This is a genomic window from Levilactobacillus brevis ATCC 14869 = DSM 20054, assembly GCF_001433855.1.
Taxonomy (GTDB): domain Bacteria; phylum Bacillota; class Bacilli; order Lactobacillales; family Lactobacillaceae; genus Levilactobacillus; species Levilactobacillus brevis.
In genome coordinates, this window is record NZ_AZCP01000001.1 from 292,347 (window position 1) to 312,030 (window position 19,684).

The 19,684-nt window shown below is 46.7% G+C and carries 20 protein-coding genes; 18 read left to right on the forward strand and 2 right to left on the reverse strand.

Annotation, left to right across the window (positions count from 1 at the left end):
• Positions 1-72 precede the first annotated feature (72 nt).
• From FC61_RS01615 to FC61_RS01635, 5 genes are all read left to right on the forward strand, one after another.
• Positions 73-948, forward strand: a complete 876-nt coding sequence (locus tag FC61_RS01615) for a YitT family protein (protein WP_021741046.1) — start codon at positions 73-75, stop codon at positions 946-948.
• A 114-nt stretch (positions 949-1,062) separates the two neighbouring features.
• Entirely contained in the window at positions 1,063-2,268 is a 1,206-nt protein-coding gene (locus tag FC61_RS01620; protein ID WP_080774888.1) for a CDP-glycerol glycerophosphotransferase family protein, read from the forward strand.
• Positions 2,269-2,286: 18 nt separating this feature from the next.
• A complete protein-coding gene (locus FC61_RS01625) occupies positions 2,287-3,096 on the forward strand; it encodes an ABC transporter permease (protein ID WP_011667514.1) in 810 nt (269 codons plus the stop codon).
• Between the two features lie 19 nt (positions 3,097-3,115).
• A complete protein-coding gene (locus FC61_RS01630; RefSeq protein WP_021741042.1) occupies positions 3,116-4,339 on the forward strand; it encodes a CDP-glycerol glycerophosphotransferase family protein in 1,224 nt (407 codons plus the stop codon).
• Positions 4,336-5,265 carry a deoxyribonuclease IV gene (locus FC61_RS01635; protein WP_021741041.1) on the forward strand — a complete coding sequence of 310 codons (930 nt, stop codon included), beginning with the start codon at positions 4,336-4,338 and terminating at the stop codon, positions 5,263-5,265. Before FC61_RS01630 ends, FC61_RS01635 begins: the two co-directional genes overlap by 4 nt.
• Positions 5,266-5,362: 97 nt before the next feature.
• On the opposite strand, the gene FC61_RS01640 is transcribed toward FC61_RS01635, so the two are convergent.
• Complete coding sequence (locus tag FC61_RS01640) at positions 5,363-6,190, reverse strand: pyruvate, water dikinase regulatory protein (protein ID WP_042516739.1); 828 nt, start codon at positions 6,188-6,190, stop codon at positions 5,363-5,365.
• A 180-nt stretch (positions 6,191-6,370) separates the two neighbouring features.
• Between FC61_RS01640 and rpsU the strand changes: the two genes are divergently transcribed.
• Positions 6,371-6,559 (forward strand): 30S ribosomal protein S21, encoded by a 189-nt coding sequence (gene rpsU, locus FC61_RS01645; RefSeq protein ID WP_011667518.1) that lies wholly within the window; start codon positions 6,371-6,373, stop codon positions 6,557-6,559.
• A gap of 62 nt (positions 6,560-6,621) precedes the next feature.
• Here the strand turns inward: rpsU and FC61_RS01650 are convergent, their stop codons facing one another.
• Positions 6,622-7,641, reverse strand: coding sequence for a zinc-binding alcohol dehydrogenase family protein (locus FC61_RS01650; RefSeq protein ID WP_035464137.1), 1,020 nt, complete (start codon positions 7,639-7,641; stop codon positions 6,622-6,624).
• Positions 7,642-7,828: 187 nt separating this feature from the next.
• Here FC61_RS01650 and FC61_RS01655 point away from each other — a divergent pair, with 187 nt between their 5' ends.
• The 12 genes from FC61_RS01655 to FC61_RS01710 all read left to right on the forward strand — a co-directional run bounded on the left by FC61_RS01655 (position 7,829) and on the right by FC61_RS01710 (position 19,672).
• Positions 7,829-8,203 carry a winged helix-turn-helix transcriptional regulator gene (locus tag FC61_RS01655; RefSeq protein ID WP_035464135.1) on the forward strand — a complete coding sequence of 125 codons (375 nt, stop codon included), beginning with the start codon at positions 7,829-7,831 and terminating at the stop codon, positions 8,201-8,203.
• Positions 8,204-8,240: 37 nt separating this feature from the next.
• On the forward strand, positions 8,241-8,687 hold the full coding sequence (locus FC61_RS01660) for a GatB/YqeY domain-containing protein (protein ID WP_011667521.1): 447 nt from the start codon (positions 8,241-8,243) through the stop codon (positions 8,685-8,687).
• 245 nt (positions 8,688-8,932) lie between these two features.
• Positions 8,933-9,919, forward strand: coding sequence for a PhoH family protein (locus FC61_RS01665; protein ID WP_021741036.1), 987 nt, complete (start codon positions 8,933-8,935; stop codon positions 9,917-9,919).
• Entirely contained in the window at positions 9,919-10,407 is a 489-nt protein-coding gene (gene ybeY / locus FC61_RS01670) for an rRNA maturation RNase YbeY (RefSeq protein WP_011667523.1), read from the forward strand. Before FC61_RS01665 ends, ybeY begins: the two co-directional genes overlap by 1 nt.
• The gene (locus FC61_RS01675) at positions 10,385-10,786 is read left to right on the forward strand and encodes a diacylglycerol kinase family protein (RefSeq protein WP_011667524.1); all 402 of its coding nucleotides are present in this window, start codon (positions 10,385-10,387) and stop codon (positions 10,784-10,786) included. The genes ybeY and FC61_RS01675 overlap by 23 nt, the downstream gene beginning before the upstream one ends.
• Before the next feature lie 9 nt (positions 10,787-10,795).
• Positions 10,796-11,701 (forward strand): GTPase Era, encoded by a 906-nt coding sequence (gene era / locus FC61_RS01680; protein ID WP_011667525.1) that lies wholly within the window; start codon positions 10,796-10,798, stop codon positions 11,699-11,701.
• 22 nt (positions 11,702-11,723) lie between these two features.
• The gene (recO, locus tag FC61_RS01685; RefSeq protein ID WP_021741034.1) at positions 11,724-12,506 is read left to right on the forward strand and encodes a DNA repair protein RecO; all 783 of its coding nucleotides are present in this window, start codon (positions 11,724-11,726) and stop codon (positions 12,504-12,506) included.
• Positions 12,507-12,792: 286 nt separating this feature from the next.
• Entirely contained in the window at positions 12,793-13,716 is a 924-nt protein-coding gene (gene glyQ, locus FC61_RS01690; RefSeq protein ID WP_011667527.1) for a glycine--tRNA ligase subunit alpha, read from the forward strand.
• Entirely contained in the window at positions 13,716-15,791 is a 2,076-nt protein-coding gene (gene glyS, locus FC61_RS01695) for a glycine--tRNA ligase subunit beta (RefSeq protein ID WP_021741033.1), read from the forward strand. The genes glyQ and glyS overlap by 1 nt, the downstream gene beginning before the upstream one ends.
• Positions 15,792-15,952: 161 nt before the next feature.
• Positions 15,953-17,791 carry a DNA primase gene (gene dnaG / locus FC61_RS01700; protein ID WP_021741032.1) on the forward strand — a complete coding sequence of 613 codons (1,839 nt, stop codon included), beginning with the start codon at positions 15,953-15,955 and terminating at the stop codon, positions 17,789-17,791.
• Positions 17,792-17,801: 10 nt separating this feature from the next.
• A complete protein-coding gene (gene rpoD / locus FC61_RS01705; RefSeq protein WP_369707381.1) occupies positions 17,802-18,932 on the forward strand; it encodes an RNA polymerase sigma factor RpoD in 1,131 nt (376 codons plus the stop codon).
• A 233-nt stretch (positions 18,933-19,165) separates the two neighbouring features.
• Complete coding sequence (locus tag FC61_RS01710; RefSeq protein ID WP_011667531.1) at positions 19,166-19,672, forward strand: RrF2 family transcriptional regulator; 507 nt, start codon at positions 19,166-19,168, stop codon at positions 19,670-19,672.
• Positions 19,673-19,684: the final 12 nt, after the last annotated feature.

The following is a 19,684-nucleotide window of genomic DNA, read 5'->3' on the forward strand; positions in this document are numbered from 1 at the left end:
AAATGCTATACTAAGCCGAGCATAGTATAAAAGATGAGAAGAAACGAGATAAGTGAGGTCGGTTTTTAAATCATGGATGATGTGCAGCAGTTGTTCAAACGGCATACCTATACGGCAAAGATTTCCGTTGCCTTTTTTTACGGTGTCTTGGTGTCAATCGCGGTGAATTTTTTCTGGACACCCGGACATATTTATTCGTCCGGTGTGACCGGGTTAGCGCAGTTGGTGAACACCTTAACGGGTGGTCTAGGAGTCTTTCACATTGGAACGGGTTTAGGGCTGTTTCTGATTAACATTCCCATGTTTTTCTTGGCTTGGAAACAAATTGGGAAATCCTTTACCATTTTTACCTTTATCTGTGTCTTGTTTGCGTCGGTGATGATTCGCTGGATTCAGCCGATTCACTTAACCAATGATCCCATTATCTGTGCCATCTTTGGGGGAGCCGTCAATGGATTCGGGACCGGCTTTGCTTTAAAGAACGGGATTTCGACCGGTGGGTTAGATATTATTGGGATCGTCGTTCGTCGTAAGACTGGGCGCAGCATCGGTACCATTAACATCGCATTTAACAGTTTGATCGTGATTAGTGCCGGGTTTGTTTACGGGTGGCCTTACGCGCTGTATTCAGCATTAGGGCTTTACGTGAATGCTAAAGTCATGGACATTACGTTTACGCGGCAACAGCGCATGCAGGTCATGGTGATTACGGACCGGCCTAAGACGGTGATTGACAGTATTCAAAATCACATGCGGCGAGGCATCACGATCGTTCATGGGGCCGAAGGGGCTTACCGACATGATGAAAAGACGATCCTATTTACGGTGATTACCCGGTATGAAATGGATGCGTTAGAAACGGCTATGGAGGAATCAGATCCTAAGGCCTTTGTTAGTATCTCAGATACGGTAAAAGTGTTGGGACATTTCTATGAACCGAAATGGTAAGTCAAAAGTGGTTGGGCGCTAATTGCCCGCCACTTTTTTATAAATAGGCCCAACATTATGAATTTTATGGTGGAATGTTAAAGGTTCTTAAATTTCGCTAGGTTATCTCGGGAGATGTGGTATAATTCTCGATGTTATGGGCAGCGAAATTTAGTGATATTGGTGATTAACGTGAAAGAGATTTATTTGTGGTTAGTACGACTAATGTCGCTACTGTGTGCAAGGCGTCACCGAAATAAAGTGGTTTATTTACTGAGTTTTAGTGATAACTTGCCATTCATCAAAGCATTGGCAGCAGCTTTACCCGCCGATGTTGATTTACTTGTGTTTTACCGACCAGAGCATGAAGCGGCAGCCACCCACTTGGCCGCCGCTGGGATTACCACATGTGTCTTTCGAGATGATCTGCACTTCGTTTGGCGGGGGATTCCCAGCCTGATGCAAGCACGTCTCTTGTTTTGTGATAATTATTATGCCTTTCTGGGCGGGTTGTGGCACCCGAAAAATATGCGAATTGTGCAAATGTGGCATGCTGCGGGAGCAATTAAACGGTTTGGCTGGGATGATCCGACAACGAGTCGGCGCCCTAAGAGCGACCGGCGCCGTTTTCAAGCAGTTTATAACCAATTTGATGACTACGTGGTGGGGTCATCAGCAATGGGCCAGGTGTTTGCCAATAGTTATCGCGTCCCTTTTGAGCGGATGCAGATTTTGGGCTATCCTCGATCCGATCGGTTAGTTAACACTACTTGGTTGGCGAAAACTCGCCAGCGGGTGTATCGCTTAGCACCGGAATTACAAGACCAGCGGGTGATCTTGTATGCACCCACGTATCGGGATGGCGTCACCTTCAGACCACCGGAAGGTCTCGTAACAGCCTTACAGCAAGACCCAGCTGCGAAGGTTATTGTTAAGTTGCATCCGGCACTGGCAGATCAAACAGCTAGGCTCCAACAAGAACTGGGTACTCAGGTGGTGGTTGCCCAACACCTGAGTACCACTGAACTGTTAACCGTTACGGAAACTCTGATTACGGATTACTCGTCAGTTGCGTTTGACTATAGCTTATTGTCCAATGCACACAGCTTGTTGTTTTACTTGTTTGATTTGCCGGCCTACACGCAAGATCCAGGTGTTCAGGCCGACTTATTCGAGTGGTTGCCGAGTCCAGCTTTACAAACGGCTGCTGAACTGGCTGCTGCGATTCACGCGGATACCGCGACAGATTTCACCAAATTCAATCAACATTGGAACAGTGCTAATGACGGGCAAGCCACCCAGCGGGTGATTGACCGGTATGTCGCATTGTTAACCAATTAATTAAAGGAGTGCAGTGCCTTGAAAGAGGTCATGACCTTATTTAAAGAGCAAATTTCAAGCTTGGGAATTATTTTTCGGATTTCTCGATATGAGGACCAAGCGAGTTATCAGAGTCATTATTTAGGTTTAGCGTGGGAATACTTATATCCATTGATTCAAATTGGGATTTACTGGTTAGTCTTCGGTGTGGGTTTAAAACACGGTCAACCGTTGAATGGCGTTAGCTACCTCCCGTGGATGGTGATTGGGATTACCCCGTGGTTCTTCATGAACCGGGCCACGCTGGATGCATCTAAGAGTATCTATCAGCGGGTCAATATGGTGGCTAAGATGAAGTTCCCAGTATCCGCTTTGCCCACGATTAAAGTCGTCAGCAATCTTAGCTCCTTTTGGACAATGATGGTTTTTTCCATCTTCATTGGTCTATTGAATGGCGTTTATCCTAAGGTAGCGTGGTTGCAATGGATTTACTATTTCTTCGCTATGATTTGCTTGTTAGTCGCTTTAGGGGTCTTAAACTCCTGTATCAGTGTGCTCGTGCGAGATTACCATATCCTCTTACAGTCTGTGATGCGGATGTTATTTTACGTTTCTGGCGTGCTGTTTAACTTTGTCACAACGTCATTCCCCGCACCATTTGTGCATTTGTTGGAATTGAACCCGTATTATTACATTGTTAATGGTTTTCGGGAATCCTTCATTGGGAGTGGCTGGTTCTGGCAACATCCAATGCTGACCTTGGAATTCTGGTTATTTGTGTTCTTTGTTTTGCTGGTGGGGTCTCACTTGCACTACAAGTTCCGTTCACGTTTTGTTGATTTAATTTAATTGAAAGGAGCAACGTCAAATGGCTAACGGTTTGCAACGAATCATTCGGTCATTGAAGCTGGTTGCTCGCTATGGGCTCATCGTGATGAACGATGGGCTTATTTGTTTACCGATCAAACAGCGACAAGTCGTTTTTGAAAGCTTTAATGGCAAGGATGTTAATGATAATCCAGCCGCAATTTATCGTGAATTAGTGGCTACAGCGCCGGAATACCGGACAACGGCTTATTTTAGTGTCAAACCACGTGAATTTGCCGCGCTACATAAAAAATATCCCCAGATTCAACTGGTCAAACGGTTCACACCACGCTGGGTGTGGCTGATGGCACGGGCTGAATTTTGGGTACTCAACTCACGACTGCCAAATTGGTGGCATCAGAACCGGCGAACAACGGTGATTCAAACGTGGCACGGGACGCCACTTAAAAAACTGGGAGCAGACATTGAACATGTGGCGATTCCCGGAACCACGACGGCGGCGTATCATCAAGAGTTTAAGACGGCGGCTAGTCGTTGGCAATATTTAATTGCCCCTAACCAATACTCGCAGACGATTTTTAAGTCAGCGTTTGGATTCCATCATCAATTCTTATCGGTTGGATATCCCCGTAACGATCGGTTATATACGACGCTGCCGGCTGAGATTACGGATTTGAAACAGCAACTTTTGGGATCAACTAAGGGTCCCGTGGTGACTTACGCGCCGACCTGGCGTGATGATATGGCAGTTCGACCCGGCGTTTATCAGTTTGATCTGCCGTTTGATTTGGCGGAATTCTTCCAGCATGTTCCTGCGAATACGCAGTTAATCATTCGACCGCACTATTTAGTGAAGGACGCCATTGATATTCACGGGTTTGAAGAGCGGGTCCACGTGTTGGCCGAGACAGACATTACGGACTTGTATTTGATTTCTGACTTATTAATTACCGATTACTCGTCGGTGATGTTTGACTTTGCGAATTTGCAGCGACCGCAACTATTTTTTGCGTATGATTTGGCCCATTATCGGGATCAATTACGTGGTTTTTACTTTGACTATGAACAAGAAATTCCGGGTCCATTGGTGACGACGGCGAGTGCTTTTTATGCGCAGTTAGATCGTTGGCGCCAAGACGGGGCCTTTCACGACTACCAAGCACGGCAGGCCGCTTTTTATGAGAAATTTTGCTCATGGGAAGATGGAACGGCTAGCCGTCAGGTTGTTCAGGTCATGTTGCACGGAAAGGATGAGATAAAATGACACCATTTTTAATTGGGTCGCATGTGAGTATGAAAGGGAAAGAGATGCTGCTGGGGTCGGCCCAAGAGGCTGCTCAGTACGGTGAGAATGTCTTCATGATTTATACCGGTGCACCACAAAATACACGGCGTAAGTCAATTGAAGACCTAAACATTCCCGCGGCTAAGACTTTCATGGCGGCCCATGAACAGCGAGAAATTGTGGTCCATGCGCCTTACGTGGTGAATTTAGGTAATACGGCAAAACCGGCCAATTTTCAATTTGCCATTTCATTCTTGACGGCTGAGGTCCAACGGGCAGCGGCATTGGGCGCTAAGCAAATTGTTCTTCATCCCGGTGCCCATGTTGGCGCCGGGGCACCGGCGGCAATTGCCCAGATTGCTCAGGGACTGGATACTATTTTGACGGCGGCCGAGTCGCCAGTCCAGATTGCACTAGAGACGATGGCGGGTAAGGGGACTGAAGTTGGCCGGTCGTTTGAAGAGTTGGCAGCGATTATTGATGCCACTCCCCATAACGATCAACTGTCAGTCTGTTTTGATACCTGTCACACGAGTGATGCGGGGTATGCGATTGCCACAGATTTTGATGGGGTGCTCAATGAGTTCGATCATGTAATCGGACTAGATCGCCTGAAAGTGGTACATTTGAATGATTCCAAGAATCCACAGGGCAGTCACAAGGATCGGCATACCAATATTGGCTTAGGGACGTTAGGTTTTGACGTTTTGAATGCAGCGGCCCATCATCCTCAGTTAACAACGGTACCGAAAATTATGGAAACGCCAGTTATCGGCCCAGACCGTAAGCACGGTGTGAATCCGCATGGCTATGAAGTAGCAATGCTCAAGCATCAACAGTTTAACCCAGACCTGGAAGCAGATGTTTTGGCGGGGGTTCCGGTTGACGCTTATCTTCAACGTTAAAAGCGATTGTTAATTAAAATAAGCACGACTTTCAAGGCAAACTGCCAGTTTGAAAGTCGTGCTTATTTGATACTGCCTGCTAATGTATTGAAACCAATTAGTCTTGTAAGGAGTGGGGAATGAGGTCGTAATCGACACTTTCCATAATGAGCGTAGCGGTTTCCTCAATTGATTTGTTAGATACGTCAATAACCAAACAGCCAATCTTTTTATACAATCTTTGCGCGTAGGCTAATTCTTCTGTAATTTTGGCAGTGTCAGAATAAGCACTGTCAGCGGGAAGACCATAGGATAACATGCGCTCTTGCCGAATTTTACGCAGAATTTCCGGCCGATTGGTTAGGCCAAAGATCCGTTTGGGATCGACCTGCCACAACTCGTCTGGGAGTTGCGTTTTGGGCGACAGCGGGAGATTAGCAACCCGTAAGTTCCGGTTGGCTAGGAATAAGGACAGCGGCGTTTTAGACGTCCGTGAGACCCCTAAAATGACGATATCCGCTTTTAACAGACCAGTGGGGTCTTTACCATCATCGTAGGTTACGGCGAACTCCATGGCGGCAATTCGGTCGAAATATGTGTCATTGAGATTGTGGACGAGTCCAGGGACACCCTCGGGTTCCAGCCCGGTTGCTTGGTGCATCACATCCATGGCCGGTTGGATACAGTCAAACTGCTGTAGATGATTCGTTGCAGCAAATTCACGAACGTGTTGGCTAAGTTTTGGGCTAACCAAGGTGTGAAAAATCATCGCCCGTTGTTTTTTAGCTAAATTTAAAATACCATCCAGAATTGAATCTGTTTGAATGAACGGGAAACGTTGGTAACTCACTTGAATGGTCGGGTACTGTGAAACGGCCGTCTGGGCGACGGTTAGGGCGGTCTCTCCGGAAGAATCGGAGATAACGAAAATAGTCATTTGTTGCATAGCGAGCAACTCCTCTGGTCTTTTCCTCTAGTTTACCCCGAGAGATAAAACGGTTCAAATTTTATTTGCCTGCGTTATTGACGCGGTTTGTGTGTTTATGTATAATAGTTAAGAACCGTTACGCCGGTGGACAATGTTTAACCGGTGTTATTATTTGTGCTCGGAGGGAGGGAATTTTATATGGCAAAGACAGTCGTTCGCAAAAACGAGTCTTTTGACGACGCTCTTCGGCGCTTCAAACGTACGGTTTCCCGTAGCGGTACTTTACAAGAATACCGTAAACGTGAATTTTACGAAAAACCAAGTGTGAAGAAAAAGTTAAAATCAGAAGCTGCGCGTAAGCGTAAAGCCAAGAAGAAGCGTTTCTAAGCTCTTTTTGCAAGTATGAAAAAACCTCAAGGTCATTGGCCTTGAGGTTTTTTTGTGGTGAATCACTGATTAGTAAGCACCACTTTACCGATCATTCGGTTAGATTCGACCAAAGCATGGGCTTGGCGTAGATTAGCTGCAGTGATAGGCGTCAATGTTTTGGTCAACGTTGATTGCAAGCGACCGGCATCTAGCAAACCCCGTACTCGTTCTAAGATGGCGTGTTGGCTCTGCATGTCGGGTGTTTCATAAAATGACTTGGTATACATCCATTCCCAAGCAAAGGTGGCTCGCTTTTGCTTTAAAGCGCGCAGGTCGATGGGAGTGTTACTACCGGTAATGGAGACGATCGTCCCGCTGGGGGCAATGAGGTCAACAATTTCGGACCAATGTTGGTTGAGATTACTAAGTTCCAAAATATAATCGACCGTGTCTAGTCCCAGTGCGTGAACTTGTTCGACCACATCTTGTCGATGATTGACAACATGGTCGGCACCGTGTTGTTTAGTCCAGGCAATTGTCTCTGGACGAGAGGCCGTAGCGATGACGGTGAGTCCGGCTAATTTGGCCAATTGCGTGGCAATGGAGCCTACGCCCCCAGCGCCATTAATCACCAATAAAGTTCGGCCAGCGTTGTCGGCGGGGTGATCAATGTCCAGATGCATTTGTTCAAAGAGTGCTTCCCAGGCCGTCAATGAGGTTAACGGCATTGCGGCAATTTCGGCCGGTGAGAGTGACGTGGGGGCATGTCCCACGATTCGTTCGTCGACTAGTTGATAGTCGCTGTCCGTACCGGATCGTTTGAACGATCCAGCGTAAAAGACCCGATCACCAGATTGAAAGTCACGAACGTCGTTTCCGACTGCCGTGACGATTCCGTAAGCATCCCAACCAATCACTTTGGGGTGATCAAGAATGCCCGACGTGCTCCGGCGAACGGCAGTATCGACTGGGTTAACCGAAGTTGCGATAATCTGGACCAGTAAGTCATGTCCGGTAGGTTCCGGTCGGGGCACCGTGACGTCAAAGAAACTGTGATTGTCTTCGATTGGTAAATGGCGGTCAAAACCAATTGCGTGCATCATCGTCATAAAAATCATCCTTTCATTTCTGAAGATAGTGCTAGCGTAGTCTAATTAACGGCTAAAAACAATCCTGTAGTTTTAGGGAGTAACTAACACTGATGTAAGTGAGGGTTAACGGTCGTTTTTAGCTGGAAAACGGCGTATGATGAACGCATTCATGATAAAGAGAGGAAATGAGATGAGCATGCAACGTAAGGTTTACGACTGTGTCGCTGGTTGTCCGGTGGAAAGTACCCTACAGATTATTTCCGGAAAATGGAAAAGTGTCATTTTGTACCGGCTATTTCAAGAACAGGTTGCCCGTTACAGTGATTTTGAACGCTGGTTACCCACAATTTCATCGCGGATGTTGGCTCGTCAACTACAAGAATTGGTGACCGACGACGTTGTGACAAAGCAAATTTATGCGCAGATTCCGCCTAAGACGGAGTATCGGTTGACGGAATTTGGTCAAACGCTGCGACCCGTGATTGAAGCGATGGAACACTGGGGACAATATTATAATCACTTGCAAATGGGGCAGGTAACTTTACCTGACGCTCAGGAAAATAAGGTGTAGACTAAATAATAAGTTGAATTTTTTAGGAGGAAGACACATGAGTTTAGAAAGCCAACTCAATACAGATTTGAAGACCGCTATGAAGGCCCACGACAAACTATCGTTAAACGTTATCCGGATGATGAAGGCCGCTTTAACCAACGAAAAGGTTAAGCAGGGTCATGATTTAACGGCAGACGAAGAACTAACCGTGGTATCGCGTGAACTTAAGCAACGCAAGGAATCCTTGGCTGAATTTCAAAAGGGTGGTCGGCAAGACTTGGTTGATGGTGTTGAAGCCGAGATCAAGATCGTTGAGGCCTATGCGCCTAAGCAATTAAGTGCCGATGAAATCACCCAAATTGTCAAGGATAGCATTGCTAAGGTGAACGCTAGCGGAATGGGTGACTTTGGCAAGGTCATGGGTGCTGTTATGCCCCAAGTTAAGGGGAAGGCTGATGGTAATCTCGTCAACCAAACCGTTAAAGCGCAATTAAATCAATAACCGAAAACACCACGGCTGACTGGCTGTGGTGTTTTTAAATGATATGAATCTCATTGCAGTGGTGGGATTGAAAAAGAGAAAGTCCATGAGTCGGGGCTGGTCAATAGGGTGTCTTTATGAGGCAAAGTGTCTCGATTTAGTTTGTTCGGTCAGCTTTTCGCGCCGAATGCTTTTACAATCCCCGGTGGTATGCTAAAATTTGACTATCAATAACTTTAAATATAACGATAAAGGAGCCACCGTATTTGACTGAAAACACAACGATTGAAAAAGAATACATTCTGGAACGGCCTGAAGATGAAGTGGCCTTACTCGGCGTTCAGGATCAATTTGTGACCTTACTTGAGGAAGGGCTCAATGTGACGGTTAAGCCCTTTGGTAATTCAATCAAAGTCGCCGGTGCAGCCGAAGCTGTTGACCAAACGCTGGATATTCTACGGAATATGAGTGACTTGTTGGCTAAGGGAATCAAACTCAACAGTGCAGACGTCGTCAGTGCCATGAAGATGGCCGATCGGGGAACCTTGACGTATTTCAAGGATCTGTACACGGAGACGTTAATCAATGACGCCAAGGGTCGTCCGGTACGGGTGAAGAACTTTGGTCAACGACAATATATTGATTCAATTAAACACAACGATGTGACGTTTGGCATTGGCCCCGCCGGAACTGGGAAGACCTATCTAGCGGTAGTGATGGCGGTCTCTGCTTTAAAGCACGGCGATGTGGAGAAGCTGATTATTACCCGGCCAGCAGTCGAAGCCGGTGAAAGTTTGGGATTTTTACCAGGAGATTTGAAAGAAAAAGTTGATCCCTATCTCCGACCAATCTACGACGCGTTGTACGCCATCTTAGGTGCAGAACATACGACGCGATTGATGGATCGTGGGGTCATTGAAATTGCCCCATTGGCTTATATGCGTGGACGGACGTTGGAATCGGCCTTTGTTATCTTAGACGAAGCCCAAAACACCACGAATATGCAAATGAAAATGTTCTTAACGCGGTTAGGTTTTGGTTCTAAAATGATCGTCAACGGGGATATCTCACAGATAGATTTGCCGCACAATACGCGTTCGGGGTTGGTTCAAGCCCAACATATCTTACAAAACGTGGCACATATTAACTTTGTCACCTTTAGCGCCGATGATGTGGTTCGCCATCCAGTGGTTGCCAGCATCATTAACGCTTACGAAGCAAACGAAACTAAACCAAATGGAGCTAAAAAATAATGGATTTAGAGATTTACGATAAGACCCAAGATGGCGTGCCGGCTGAGCACGTAAACCTGATTCAAGATGTTTTGCAGTATGCTGGAAAATACTTGAAATTAGCGGACAATACTGAAATGTCCGTGACGTTGATGAACAATGAAGACATTCATCGGATTAATCAACAATACCGGGGAGTTGATCGCGCTACTGACGTCATTAGTTTTGCGATTGAGGATGATGACGAGGAAGCTGCGGATTTTCCGTTGGTTATGGATGATGAATTGGCAGCCGAAATTCCAGAAAACATCGGGGATATTTTTGTGTCGATGGATAAAGTGGCCGAACAGGCTGACTATTTGGGACACTCTTACGAACGGGAACTGGGCTTCTTAGTGGTCCACGGTTTCTTGCACTTGAACGGATATGATCACATGGAACCGGAAGACGAGAAGGTCATGTTTAAGTTGCAAGCCGATATTTTAGATGCTTATGGCCTCAAGCGATAAGCACCGGCAAACCGGTAAAAACCGTGCTTTTCGCCAATCATTAGGGCACGCGTTAGAAGGGTTACAGGCGCTCTTTCACTACGAGCGTAATTTTCGCAAGCACCTCTTGTTTGGCAGTTTGGCTGTGATAGCGGGCTTAATCCTGCAATTAACGATTAATGAATGGCTGTGGTTAATGCTGGCCATTTTCTTGGTTTTGATTGCGGAGACATTGAATACCATTGTGGAAGCGGTGGTAGACCTAGTTGTCGGTCAAACGTATCATGAGTTAGCGAAGCGGGCCAAGGATGTGGCCGCAGGTGGCGTCTTATTGGCGGCTCTTTTTGCGGTCATAGTTGGGGCGCTCGTGATGTTACCAGCGCTAGGCCGCTGGTTCTAGGAGGAAATTATGGATAATCCAGATTACAAATCAGGTTTTGTGGCCATTGTGGGTCGGCCCAATGTGGGAAAATCAACGTTTTTAAACCGGGTAATTGGCCAAAAGATTGCGATCATGTCAAATACGGCCCAAACGACCCGTAACAAGATTCAAGGTATTTATACGACGGATGAAGCCCAGATTGTGTTTATTGATACGCCAGGGGTGCATAAGCCGAAGAGTAAGCTAGGCGATTATATGGTGCAGTCAGCCATGTCTGCTTTAAACGAAGTTGACGCGGTGCTATTTATGGTGAACGCGGCTGAAAAACGGGGTGCCGGTGACAACTTTATTATCGATCGGCTAAAGAACGTAAAAGCCCCAGTTTATCTCTTAATTAACAAGATCGATCAAGTTAAACCGGATGATTTATTGCCGGTCATGGAGCAATACCAAACGGCACTTCCTTGGAAAGCGGTGTACCCAATTTCAGCGTTGGAAGGTAACAACGTTGATGAATTGTTAACGGGATTAGTTGAACAAATGCCAAATGGACCGCAATATTATCCAGCCGATCAAGTGACAGATCATCCCGAACGGTTTGTCGTGAGTGAGCTGATTCGCGAGAAAATTTTTATGTTGACGCGTGAAGAGGTGCCCCATTCAGTTGCCGTTGAGATTGAAAGCATGAAGCAAAAAGATGAGGATCACGTGCACATTGAGGCAACGATTATCGTTGAACGGCCAACTCAAAAAGGTATCATGATTGGTAAAGGCGGTAGCATGCTTAAAAAGATCGGCACATTAGCCCGTCAGGATATTGAGCACCTGTTGGGTAGCAAAGTCTATCTGCAATTGTGGGTGAAAGTTCAGCCCAACTGGCGGGACAAATCCACGTTGCTGAAGTCTTACGGCTATCGGCGTGACGATCTGTAAGACAAGAAAGTGGGGATGACGGGTGGCACGAAATGTAACGGATTTTCACGGCATCCTGTTGTTTCGACGTGATTATGCTGAACGTGATTTTTTAATCAAGTTTTTTACGCAAGAGTTTGGCAAGAAGATGTTTTTGGTTCGAGGAGCTAAGAAGCGGGGCTTCAAGATGGTGGCGGATATCTTGCCGTTTACGGTTGGTAGCTACGTTGGCGATATTGCGGATGACGGGTTGTCCTACATTCGAACGGCCCGTGAAACGCGGCAATTTCAAGATATTAGCGCGGATATTTTTAAGAATGCTTACGCCACGTATATCATGAGCTTGGTGGATACGGCTTTTCCGGATAGTCAGCCGCTACCAGACTGGTACCACCGGGTGCAACGGGCACTGACGTTAATTGATGATGGCGTCAATGCCGCGATTGTTACCAATATCATGGAAATTCAATTAATGCCGGCCTTTGGGGTGGCGCCACAATTGCAAGGTTGTGCCGTCTGTGGGCGTAATGACTTGCCCTTTGACTACTCAGAAAGCTATGGCGGTCTTTTATGTCAGGCGCACTGGACGCTAGACCCGCGACGGTTGCATGTCAGCCAGCGGACCATCTACTATCTTCGTCAGTTCTCGGTCTTAGATTTAGATCGGCTGCATACGATTAACGTCAAACCGCAGACTGAACATGCTTTGCGGCAATTGATGGATGAAATCTATGACAGCCAGATTGGGGTTCATCCCAAGAGCAAGCGTTTCTTGGACCAAATGCAATCGTGGTCTGCACGGTTAAAACCACCGACTGACCATTGACAACCCTGTGGGGAACGACTATCATAAAACTCAGTTAAATAAGTCGATTATGATGAATGAGAAACATAGTGTTGATTCTTAGCGAGTTCGGGAGAGTGGGAGCCGAATAATTGGTGCTGTGGGTTGGCACATTCGGAGTCGTTTCCAAGTAAGCTGCTAATCGGTGATCGATTAGAAGTAGGGTGGAACCGCGAAATTAAAACTTCGTCCCTACGTGAATTTGCCTCGGTGAATTCTCGTAGGGATTTTTTTGCGCTTATTTGTTAAATAAGGAGGAACTGCACCTATGACAGAAAAACTGTCCATGCAAGCAATTATTTTGAAGTTACAACAGTATTGGTCCGCTCAGGGCTGCATGCTGATGCAAGCTTACGATACAGAAAAAGGTGCTGGGACGATGAGTCCTTACACATTTTTACGGGCGATCGGTCCAGAACCCTGGAACGCCGCTTACGTTGAACCTTCTCGGCGTCCAGCCGATGGCCGTTACGGGGAAAACCCGAACCGGTTATACCAACATCACCAATTCCAAGTAATTATGAAACCCTCTCCCGACAACATTCAAGAGCTTTACTTGAATAGTTTGAAGGAATTGGGCATTGATCCTTTGGAACATGATATTCGGTTCGTCGAAGATAACTGGGAAAACCCATCCATGGGCTGTGCCGGTGTTGGTTGGGAAGTTTGGTTGGACGGGATGGAAATCACCCAGTTCACTTACTTCCAAGTTGTTGGGGGTATGGAAGTTGACCCCGTCACGTCCGAAGTGACTTATGGTCTAGAACGATTGGCCTCATACATTCAAGACGTTAACTCCGTCTTTGATTTGGAATGGGCCGATGGTGTCAAGTATGGTGATATCTTCAAGGAACCAGAATACGAACATTCTAAGTATAGTTTTGAAGAAAGTAACCAAGACATGTTATTGCGGCATTTCGATGAATTTGAAGATGAAGCCAAAAAGCAAATCGCCAATGGTTTGGTACATCCAGCCTATGACTATGTGCTGAAGTGCAGTCATACATTTAACCTGCTGGATGCCCGCGGGGCGGTTTCGGTGACTGAACGGGCCGGCTACTTATCACGAATCCGGAATATGGCGCGTTCAATTGCGCGGGCTTTCGTTGCTGAACGAAAGAAGCGCGGCTTCCCACTGGTTAAGGATGAAAAGCTACGCCAACAATTATTAGCGGATGAGGAGGCCAAATAATGGCACACACATTTTTACTAGAAATTGGGCTGGAAGAAATGCCCGCACACGTCGTGACACCAGCCATTAAGCAGTTGGTTAAGCGGACGGCGGATTACCTAAAAGAAGAACGCGTCGATTATGATGAGATCAAACCATTCTCAACGCCCCGGCGTTTAGCGGTCTTAATTACGGGACTTGCCGACAAGCAAAGCGATATTAGCGAATCCGTCAAAGGACCAGCTAAAAAGATTGCCCAAGACGCTGAGGGTAATTGGAGCAAGGCCGCAATTGGGTTTACTCGTGGTCAAGGTTTGACCACCGATGACATTACCTTTAAGGAAATTAAGGGTACCGAGTACGTTTACGTCGATAAATTTATTGCTGGTGAACCAGTGGCTACCGTTTTGGCTGGACTCAAGGACGTCATCACGGCCATGACTTTCCCGACGATGATGAAGTGGAGCACCCATCATTTCCAATATATTCGACCAATCCGTTGGCTGGTAGCCTTGTTAGATGCCGACGTCATTCCGTTTAGTATCTTGGATGTGACAACGGATCGTAATACCCGTGGTCACCGCTTCTTAGGTAAAGACATATCGATTGCAACGGCCGCTGACTACGAAGGTGACTTGACCAGTGAATTTGTGATCGCTGATGCGGATAAGCGTAAGTCGATGATTAAAACTCAAATTGACAAGCTGGCCGCCGATCATGGTTGGACGGTTAACGTTGATGCGGGCTTGTTAGAAGAAGTTAACAACTTGGTAGAGTGGCCAACTGCTTTTGCCGGCAGCTTCGATGAAAAGTATTTGACGATTCCAGAAGAAGTTCTGATTACCTCAATGCGTGATCACCAACGGTTCTTCTATGCACGGGATGCACAAGGGCAATTATTGCCAACGTTCATTTCGGTCCGTAATGGGAACGATCATGACTTACAAAACGTGGTTTCAGGAAACGAAAAGGTCCTGACTGCGCGACTAGAAGATGCCATGTTCTTCTATACGGAAGATCAGAAGAAGACGATTGCTGATTACGTTGACCGGCTGAAGACTGTTAGCTTCCATGATAAGATCAGTACGATGGCTGAGAAGATGAGCCGGGTTAAAGCAATTGCTGGGGTTTTGGCCAAGCACGTTGGGTTAAACGATGCCCAGACTAAGGCCGTATTGCGGGCCAGTGAAATCTATAAATTTGATCTGGTTACCGGAATGGTTGGCGAATTTGCTGAATTGCAAGGTGTCATGGGTGAAAAATACGCCTTACTTCAAGGTGAAGATCCCGCTGTGGCTCAAGCGATTCGTGAACATTACGAGCCAATCTCTGCCGATGGTGCTTTACCAGCGTCTGTTCCCGGTGCCGTATTAGCCTTAGCTGATAAATTCGATAGTATCTTAACGTTCTTTGCCGCTGGCATGATTCCGAGCGGTTCAAATGATCCTTACGCATTGCGGCGGCAAGCAACTGGGATTGTGCGGATTGCTCAGGACCAACAGTGGTCCTTACCAGTAGCTGACTTGGCACAGGCCTTTGTTGCAGCCGAGACGACGGCCAATGTTGCACCAAAGCTCGATCAAGCTGGACAAATTGACGCGCTGGTTAACTTTATCAAGGATCGGATTCGGAAGATTCTCCGTTCGGCTAAGCAACGTCACGATATTATTGATGCCGTGACGGCCGGTAGCAGTAGTGATGTCTTACAGATCTTTACGGCAGCCGATATTTTGGCGAGTCATGCTGACGATGCCAACTTTAAGGATGTGATTGAATCCTTGACGCGGGTGATTCGTTTGGCCCAAAAGGCACCCGCTGAAGTGGCCGCCACGACAGTTGATCCAGCATTGTTTGAAAATGACAGTGAAGGGCAATTACATCAAGGTGTCGCAACAGTGGCCACGGCAGCGAAGGACGGGTTAACGGCCTTATATACAGCCTTAGCTGATATCCAACCAGTCATTGCGGCTTACTTTGACGCCACGATGGTAATGGCAAAAGATGATGCCGTTCGGAATAACCGTTTGGCGGAATTGAGTCGGTTAGCTGACCTAGCATTGGCATTGGGTGATTTGGATCAACTGGTTGTGAAGTAAAATCGAGAGCTTTTAATTGGACAATCGGGATTTATGTGCTATCATATAACTTGTATTTTTGCGCACGAATTCCAATTAAAGAGTCGCACTTTTCGGGTTCCCGGGGTGCGACTTTTCAAGGCTAAGGGCGCGATGAGATCCACGGTAAAGGGAGTGATGGCTTGGCGAAGATACCCGAAGACGTGATTGAAACGGTGCGAACGGCCACGAACATTGCGGATGTGGTCGGTCAATATGTTCAACTCAAAAAGTCGGGGAAGAACCTGTTTGGGTTATGCCCCTTTCACGAGGAACGAACACCGTCATTTTCCGTTGCAGAAGACAAACAAATCTTCCATTGCTTTAGTTGCGGTCGTGGTGGTAATGTGTTCAAGTTTCTCATGGAATTAGAACACGTGACGTTCCCCGAAGCAGTGGTGAAGGTAGCTGATTTTAGTCATGTGGACCTTGATAGTGAATACCGTCAGGATGCCCAAGGACCGGCAGTAGATTCCAAAACCAGTCAATTGATTGCGTTACAGGAGCAAGCCGCTAAGCTGTATCACCATATTTTGGTGAATACGGAGGTGGGGCAGCCCGCTTTAGATTATTTGCATCAACGGGGACTAACTGATGAGACGATTGAGACATATCAGTTAGGTTTTGCGCCAGGTCAGCGGCTACTCAAACCGTTTTTTGACCAGCGTAACAGTGACTACCAGCTGTTAAGGCAATCGGGACTCTTTATTGAAAATGCGCAGGGGGAATTACGGGATCGGTTTACTGAACGCGTGATGTTTCCGTTACGCAATGCGAGTGGACACGTTACGGCCTTTTCTGGGCGGCTGATGCAACCAGCCGACAATCAGCCCAAGTACTTGAACAGCCCTGAAACCACATTATTTAATAAGAGTCGCTTATTATTTAATTTTGATTTAGCGCGTCCCGCTATTCGTGAGGCCGGTGAAGTGACGTTGTTTGAAGGATACATGGACGTTATTTCTGCGACTCAAGCAGGGGTTCGTAACGGGATTGCCTCGATGGGAACAAGCTTGACGACAGAACAGATTTACGCAATCGAGCGGACGACTGACAAGTTAAATGTTTGTTATGATGGGGATGAGCCCGGTCAACGGGCCATCTCACGGGCTTTGGGCCTGTTAAATCAGCACAGTCACTTGCAGTTAAGTGTGATTCAACTACCAGAGGGTCAAGATCCCGATGAATATCGACAAGCGCATGGGGATGTGGCTTTTAAGCAAATGATGACCACCGCCAAAGAGACGCCAATTAAGTTTCAACTACGATTTTTGCGGCGCAATAAGGCCCTCGATACGGACGCGGAGCGCTTGGATTATGTGAATCAGGTCATGCCACTTTTGGCGCAGGTGCAAGAACCGGTCGAATTGGACCTTTACCTGAATCAATTGGCGACAGAGTTTAAGATTGATAAGTCAGCCCTATTGGCACAGTTAAAACAAACTCAGCGGGATGTAGCAGCGCAAACCGAGCGTGACCGACCACGGGAGCCAGAAAAGGCACCTGTGGCTCCGCCAGTAACGGTTTACCAGCAACAGCGGCCGTTAACCCGCTTAGAACGGGCAGAACGGAACTTGCTGTATCATTTGCTCCACGATCGAAATGTGTGGGCGAAAGTCAGCAGTGTTGCTGACTTTTGCTTCGTTCACGATGATTATCAAGTGATTTATACCTTGGCCCAAGGTTATTTCCAAACGCATCAAACGTATCAAACCGCGCAGTTTACGGACTTCATTCAAGAAGACCGGCTGCAGCAATTAGTCATCGAGTTAGAAACAACCACTCATGCGGCGGCTACCCCACGTGAGATCGATGACTATTTAGCGGTGATTATGAATGAAGCGCCCGTCGATGAACAACTCCGCCAGAAGAAAAATCAACTGGCGGAGGCCTCACGATTGGGTGATGCCGAGCAGCAACGGCAGTTAGTCATTGAGATTGTTCAATTGGAGCGACAACGCCAAGCGAACAAGCAACTTTAGTCTAGGGGGTATTTTAATGGCAAAAAAAACCACGGATCAACCAATGTTTGACCAAAAAGCATACAACAAGACGGTACGTGCCTTAATCAAGGACACCAAAAAGGCGGGTCACATCACGTATGATGACTTAACTGATAAGGTGGCGACACCGTACACGCTGGATGCTAAGCAAATGGACAAGTTACTTGAAACCATTTCCGATGCCGGAATCAGCGTGGTTGATGCTAAGGGTGAGCCAGACGCACGGGCGGTTAAAGCTCAAAAGGCCGTTTCTAAGAAAGAATTAAAAGATGCTTCGACGACAACGGGCGTTAAGATTAACGATCCAGTGCGGATGTATCTAAAGGAAATTGGGCGCGTCAACCTCTTGACTGCCGATGAAGAAGTCGCATTGGCTTTACGGATTGAAAACGGTGAAGAAGCCGCTAAGCAAGAACTAGCGGAAGCCAACTTACGGTTAGTGGTTTCTATCGCTAAGCGTTACGTGGGTCGGGGAATGCAGTTCTTGGATTTGATTCAAGAAGGTAACATGGGGCTGATGAAGGCCGTTGAAAAGTTTGACTACCGCAAAGGGTTTAAGTTCTCAACTTACGCAACTTGGTGGATTCGTCAAGCGATTACACGGGCCATTGCTGACCAAGCCCGGACGATTCGGATTCCCGTTCATATGGTGGAAACCATTAACAAGTTAATTCGGATTCAACGGCAATTACTTCAAGATCTTGGGCGCGAACCAACGCCAGAAGAAATTGGGGCCGAAATGGATATGCCAACGGAAAAGGTTCGCGAAATCTTAAAGATTGCGCAAGAACCAGTTTCTTTGGAAACGCCAATTGGTGAAGAAGATGATTCTCACTTGGGTGATTTCATTGAAGACCAAGATGCCACCAGTCCAGCTGACCATGCCGCTTACGAATTGTTAAAAGAACAATTGGAAAGCGTCTTGGATACGTTAACTGATCGGGAAGAAAATGTCTTGCGGCTACGGTTTGGCCTAGATGATGGTCGGACGCGGACGTTGGAAGAAGTGGGTAAAGTCTTCGGGGTTACCCGGGAACGGATTCGCCAAATTGAAGCAAAGGCTTTGCGGAAATTACGGCACCCATCACGCAGTAAACAACTGAAAGACTTTTTGGAATAGATTTGTAAAAGCAGCTACCGGTTAAGGTGGCTGCTTTTTTTAGTCACTGATGACAGCTAAGCCAGAGATAGATGGGAAGGTGTCAAAAAAAGTGAAATCGTTTACACAAGAAAATAACCGTGATTGCGTTAATTTATTGCGTCAGAAGTCTTGAAAAATCATCTAAAGGGGATATAATGTATCTCGTTTAAGAAATTGACAAGGTTCGTAACGTTTGGGAAAGGAGGGGCCCTTTGAAAGCAAAACCGAGTCTTGAACAGGCACTTTGTATTGTGGCTTTTCTGGGGATTCAGGATCGACAAATTCCGTTACATAGTTCATTGGTGGCGGAACGGTTGGGCATCTCAACTAGTTATTTGAAGAAGATCGTCCAACGATTAGCTGCTGGTAAAATCGTGAAGACCGTATCTGGTCGCGTTGGGGGGATTGTCCTGACCCGTAATCCGCATGACATTACGTTATTAGACATTTTTGATGCGATTGAGGGACCACAATCCTTTGTGAAAAACACGGGACTGGTCAAGCGATTATTTGATTTTGAGCAGCGTGATCAGTTTATGCGGATGTATGGACTAAAGAATCTCCATGGTGAACAGTCGGTTGCCAACGTGCTGGCAACATTTGGTGCGGCTGAGAAACAATATCGACAGCAGTTAGCGACGTTGTCCATTGGTGACATTTTGCCATCAAATGGGAGCCAACCCCTAGAACTTGATTGGACAACCTGGTTAACCCGATAAGAGCAGAATAGA

What these genes read in the sequence shown, in the direction of transcription:
- FC61_RS01615 (WP_021741046.1), top strand. Translation starts at nt 73, where the DNA reads ATGGATGATGTGCAGCAGTTGTTCAAACGGCATACCTATACGGCAAAG.
- FC61_RS01620 (WP_080774888.1), top strand. Translation starts at nt 1,063, where the DNA reads ATGTGGTATAATTCTCGATGTTATGGGCAGCGAAATTTAGTGATATTG.
- FC61_RS01630 (WP_021741042.1), top strand. Translation starts at nt 3,116, where the DNA reads ATGGCTAACGGTTTGCAACGAATCATTCGGTCATTGAAGCTGGTTGCT.
- FC61_RS01635 (WP_021741041.1), top strand. Translation starts at nt 4,336, where the DNA reads ATGACACCATTTTTAATTGGGTCGCATGTGAGTATGAAAGGGAAAGAG.
- FC61_RS01640 (WP_042516739.1), bottom strand. Translation starts at nt 6,190, where the DNA reads ATGCAACAAATGACTATTTTCGTTATCTCCGATTCTTCCGGAGAGACC.
- rpsU (WP_011667518.1), top strand. Translation starts at nt 6,371, where the DNA reads ATGGCAAAGACAGTCGTTCGCAAAAACGAGTCTTTTGACGACGCTCTT.
- FC61_RS01650 (WP_035464137.1), bottom strand. Translation starts at nt 7,641, where the DNA reads ATGCACGCAATTGGTTTTGACCGCCATTTACCAATCGAAGACAATCAC.
- FC61_RS01655 (WP_035464135.1), top strand. Translation starts at nt 7,829, where the DNA reads ATGCAACGTAAGGTTTACGACTGTGTCGCTGGTTGTCCGGTGGAAAGT.
- FC61_RS01660 (WP_011667521.1), top strand. Translation starts at nt 8,241, where the DNA reads ATGAGTTTAGAAAGCCAACTCAATACAGATTTGAAGACCGCTATGAAG.
- ybeY (WP_011667523.1), top strand. Translation starts at nt 9,919, where the DNA reads ATGGATTTAGAGATTTACGATAAGACCCAAGATGGCGTGCCGGCTGAG.
- FC61_RS01675 (WP_011667524.1), top strand. Translation starts at nt 10,385, where the DNA reads ATGCTTATGGCCTCAAGCGATAAGCACCGGCAAACCGGTAAAAACCGT.
- era (WP_011667525.1), top strand. Translation starts at nt 10,796, where the DNA reads ATGGATAATCCAGATTACAAATCAGGTTTTGTGGCCATTGTGGGTCGG.
- glyQ (WP_011667527.1), top strand. Translation starts at nt 12,793, where the DNA reads ATGACAGAAAAACTGTCCATGCAAGCAATTATTTTGAAGTTACAACAG.
- glyS (WP_021741033.1), top strand. Translation starts at nt 13,716, where the DNA reads ATGGCACACACATTTTTACTAGAAATTGGGCTGGAAGAAATGCCCGCA.